The sequence below is a fragment of the uncultured Corynebacterium sp. genome (assembly GCF_902782855.1).
Lineage (GTDB): Bacteria > Actinomycetota > Actinomycetes > Mycobacteriales > Mycobacteriaceae > Corynebacterium.
The window spans coordinates 1-3,337 of sequence record NZ_CACZOO010000215.1 but is presented as its reverse complement, the minus strand read 5'-3'; the positions used below and the strand labels follow the sequence as shown (position 1 = coordinate 3,337).

The 3,337-nt window shown below is 67.8% G+C and carries 3 protein-coding genes and 1 tRNA gene; 3 read left to right on the top strand and 1 reads right to left on the bottom strand.

The annotated features are described in order from the left end of the window. Positions 1-11: 11 nt before the first annotated feature. Positions 12-84, top strand: a tRNA-Ala gene (locus QZV72_RS09235). 729 nt (positions 85-813) lie between these two features. On the opposite strand, the gene QZV72_RS09225 is transcribed toward QZV72_RS09235, so the two are convergent. Continuing rightward, positions 814-1,065 carry a RodZ family helix-turn-helix domain-containing protein gene (locus tag QZV72_RS09225; RefSeq protein WP_297007670.1) on the bottom strand — a complete coding sequence of 84 codons (252 nt, stop codon included), beginning with the start codon at positions 1,063-1,065 and terminating at the stop codon, positions 814-816. A gap of 79 nt (positions 1,066-1,144) precedes the next feature. Between QZV72_RS09225 and map the strand changes: the two genes are divergently transcribed. Together map and QZV72_RS09215 are read left to right on the top strand one after the other, a co-directional pair. Further along, positions 1,145-1,906, top strand: a complete 762-nt coding sequence (gene map / locus QZV72_RS09220; protein ID WP_297007667.1) for a type I methionyl aminopeptidase — start codon at positions 1,145-1,147, stop codon at positions 1,904-1,906. A gap of 272 nt (positions 1,907-2,178) precedes the next feature. Further along, positions 2,179-3,337 (top strand): hypothetical protein (locus QZV72_RS09215; RefSeq protein ID WP_297007665.1); only part of this gene is annotated, 1,159 nt, incomplete at its 3' end.

Below are 3,337 nucleotides of genomic sequence, written 5' to 3'. Positions count from 1 at the left end.
GCGGCCATGACGGGGCTATAGCTCAGTTGGTAGAGCGTTGCGTTCGCAATGCAAAGGTCTGGGGTTCGATTCCCCATAGCTCCACTATGTGCGGTCCACGTACCGCAATAGCCGGAGGTCACGAACTCGAAAGGGTTGGTGACCTCCGGTTCTGTCGTGTCTGGGGTGGGGATGGTCCGAAAATCGAAGGTTGCGGGAGTTCCGGGGGAACTGCCGCAATGAGGTGGTGGGGCGGGAAGTCCCGAGGGTTTCGGGGGCGGACTAGACTTCGGGACTGTGTTCACTGGTTCTCCCGTGTACGCTGCCTCCGCTGCGTTGTTCGTCGGCACTGGCGTCGTGGTCCGTCACCGTAGGGCCGCCTGATGCGGCCGGTTATCACCGACGCGGACACAGGACGACTGCTGTGGCGTACGGCTGACTGCGCGGAGTTCACAGGCCTCACGATCCGCACCTGGAGTGGATACGCTGCCCGTGGTCAGCGTCCGGCATCCGTGGCGCACCTGGACGCACGGACGCCGCTGTGGGACGCCGAGGAGGTCCGGGCGTGGCAGGCCGGAAGGCCGCGGGCACGCAAGGGGTAGCGGGACTCACAACGTCTTCGCTTTCGACGGCTTATCCAGCTGCGCTACGCACCATGTGACGAGACCGTATCTCGTCAGCAGGGATCAGCCACGGGTCCGGGTGCTCGGGGTGGGCGGTCATTCGGCCTCGTCCCACAGGATCATGGCGTCGCCGGCGGGGTCATCGAGCTTGCCGAGCGCGTGGCAGCCGAGCGCACACAATTCATCGAACACGGCGGCGACGTCGGTCCGTTCAGGGGGTGGTCCAGGATTCCGCGACCTCCCGGATGTCCAGTTCCAGGACGTCGCAGAGGCTGACCACGGTTCCGAACGACGGTGAGGGGAGGCGACCGGTCTCGATCTTGCGCAGTGTCTCCGGGGAGATCCGCGCGGCGGCGGCGACATCGGAGAGTGTCCAGCCGTGGTCCGCGCGGGCAGACCGGAGAATCCTGCCGAGGCGGGCGCCGGCGGCGACCTGTCCGGGTGTGAGTGGGCTTCTGACCATGGTTGCTCCCTTCTGCAGTCCGGTATTATAGTACATCCCCGGATCGGTATTTTAATACGTACACGGGAGGACAGGCACCATGGTGGAGATCAAGACCGAGGCAGAGATCGCGCTGATGCGGGAGGCCGGAGGCCTCGTCGCGAGAATCCTCGCCGAGCTCTCGGGCATGGTGGCGCCCGGCGTCAACCTCATGGACCTGGAACACCGGTGCCGCGAGATGATCAGGGACGCCGGGGCCACGTCCTGCTACTGGGACTATGACCCGGACTTCGGTGACGGACCCTTCCGCAACACCGTCTGCCTCTCCCTCAACGATGCCGCCCTCCACGGGTTGCCCCACCCCACCGAGCTCTCCGACGGGGACCTGCTGAGCATCGACCTGGCCGTGGAGCTCAACGGCTGGTGCGGCGACAGTGCGGTGAGCGTCATCGCCGGGGAACCGGGGGAGGGGGACCTGAGACTCGTCGAGGCGACCAGGGTGGCGCTGGACGCCGGCATCGCTGCGGCGAAGGCAGGCAACCGGCTCGGGGACGTCTCCCACGCCATCGGAGAGGTCGCCCGTGACTACGGCATCCGGCCGAATGCGGAGTACGGCGGACACGACATCGGGCGCCACATGCACGGTGACCTGGTCATCCCCAATGTGGGGCGCGCTCACCGGGGTCTGAAGCTCCAGGAGGGGATGACCTTCGCCATCGAACCCTGGTTCGCGGGCACGGACCGGGTGGGCGTCGCCGACGACGGGTGGACGGTGGTGACCATGGACGGCTCGAGGGCGGCGCACAGTGAGCACACGGTGGTGATCCGTGACGGCGGCGGAGAGATTCTCACCGCGGTGTAGTGGCGCCACCGCAGTGGCTGGACAGGTGGGGTCCGCGCGATGCGACGGACACGTCGACATACCCGTCCCACCCCCGAGAGGGGGAGGGGTGTAACGGCGCCGGTGCGGCGTCCGGTTCCTCGGGACCGCCGTATCCGTGCAGAACAGAGGCGGTGGGCGTCGATCGGGCCGTGGTTCGTGCGCCGCCACGGAACCCTGTGACATCCGTAACATTAGGTCAGGCTCACCGACTTGAGAGGTCAAAACCCGTGGGGTCTGGGTACTCTACCCGCATGACGTTGAAGATGAGCCGCCTGTCGCGCGGCGCCGCCACCATGCTCCTGGCCGCCGCCACCGCCGGCACCACCGTCGTGGTCGCCCCTGCCGCTGCTGCGCAGGAGAATCCCGCACCGGCCGGCGAGACCACCTGCAGGGACGCCGGCACGATCTCCGTGCGCGCCGCCTTCGACCAGATCGCCGCCGAGACCAGGGCCGGTATCCCCGCCCAGTTCGGGTCGATGTTCGACACGAACGTGAGCGATCTGCGGGCCTCGCTGGTCAGCACCGACGTCGCCTACATCGACGTCTCCCGCGACGCCTCCGAGATCAACGAGGTCGCCGAGGAGAACGAGGATCCGTACGCCAACTTCGCCGTCGCACGCCTGGACAAGATCCGCAACGGCGAGGCGGACGCCGTCGTCGCCTTCCGGGACCTCACCCTCTCCGAGGTCGTCGAGACCCTGGTGCTCGGCATGTACACCTTCACCGTGCCGCTCGACGTCGTCGCGACCGCGATGCCCCCGATCGCGCCGATCCCGGGTCTCGGTGCTGTGGCCGGCACCCCGCTCATCGGCGGCTACTTCACCATCGGCTACCTCGCGAAGCTGCCCTTCCAGTACGGCTCCAAGGGTATCAAGGCCCTGGCGACCGGCCTGCAGGCCGACCTCACCTCCCGCTGCTGGGAGGGGGAGGACGCCCCCTCGGACGAGGAGCGGCTCTCCGACGGTGGTGCCCGCCCGGTGATCCCGGTGCAGCCCCAGGAGCGCTCGAACGCCGGGTACATGACCCTGGATGACGCCGACACCTGCGTTCCGGCGTCCGCGGAGACCCTCGGTGCCGCACTGGACCGTGTCGCCGAGGGGATGCGCGGCCAGGTTCCCGCCGACAAGCAGGGTGCCTTCGACGCCGAGGTCGCCCGGCTGCAGGCGAACGCCCGCACCGCGAGGGTCACCGACAACTGGATCATGCAGGAGCCCGAGGACCTCAACCCGATCCTCGCGATGCTGGACAACCCGATGATCACCCTGGTCTGGGGCGGCGTGCAGGGCTACTTCGACGGCACCGCCAACGAGTCCACCGCCATCGGTGACCTCACGGTGGGCAACGGTGTGGACTACGCGTACGTCGCCGACTCCCTGGTCGGGATGATCATCTCCAAGATCTGGAGCACCG

What these genes read in the sequence shown, in the direction of transcription:
- QZV72_RS09225 (WP_297007670.1), bottom strand. Translation starts at nt 1,065, where the DNA reads ATGGTCAGAAGCCCACTCACACCCGGACAGGTCGCCGCCGGCGCCCGC.
- map (WP_297007667.1), top strand. Translation starts at nt 1,145, where the DNA reads ATGGTGGAGATCAAGACCGAGGCAGAGATCGCGCTGATGCGGGAGGCC.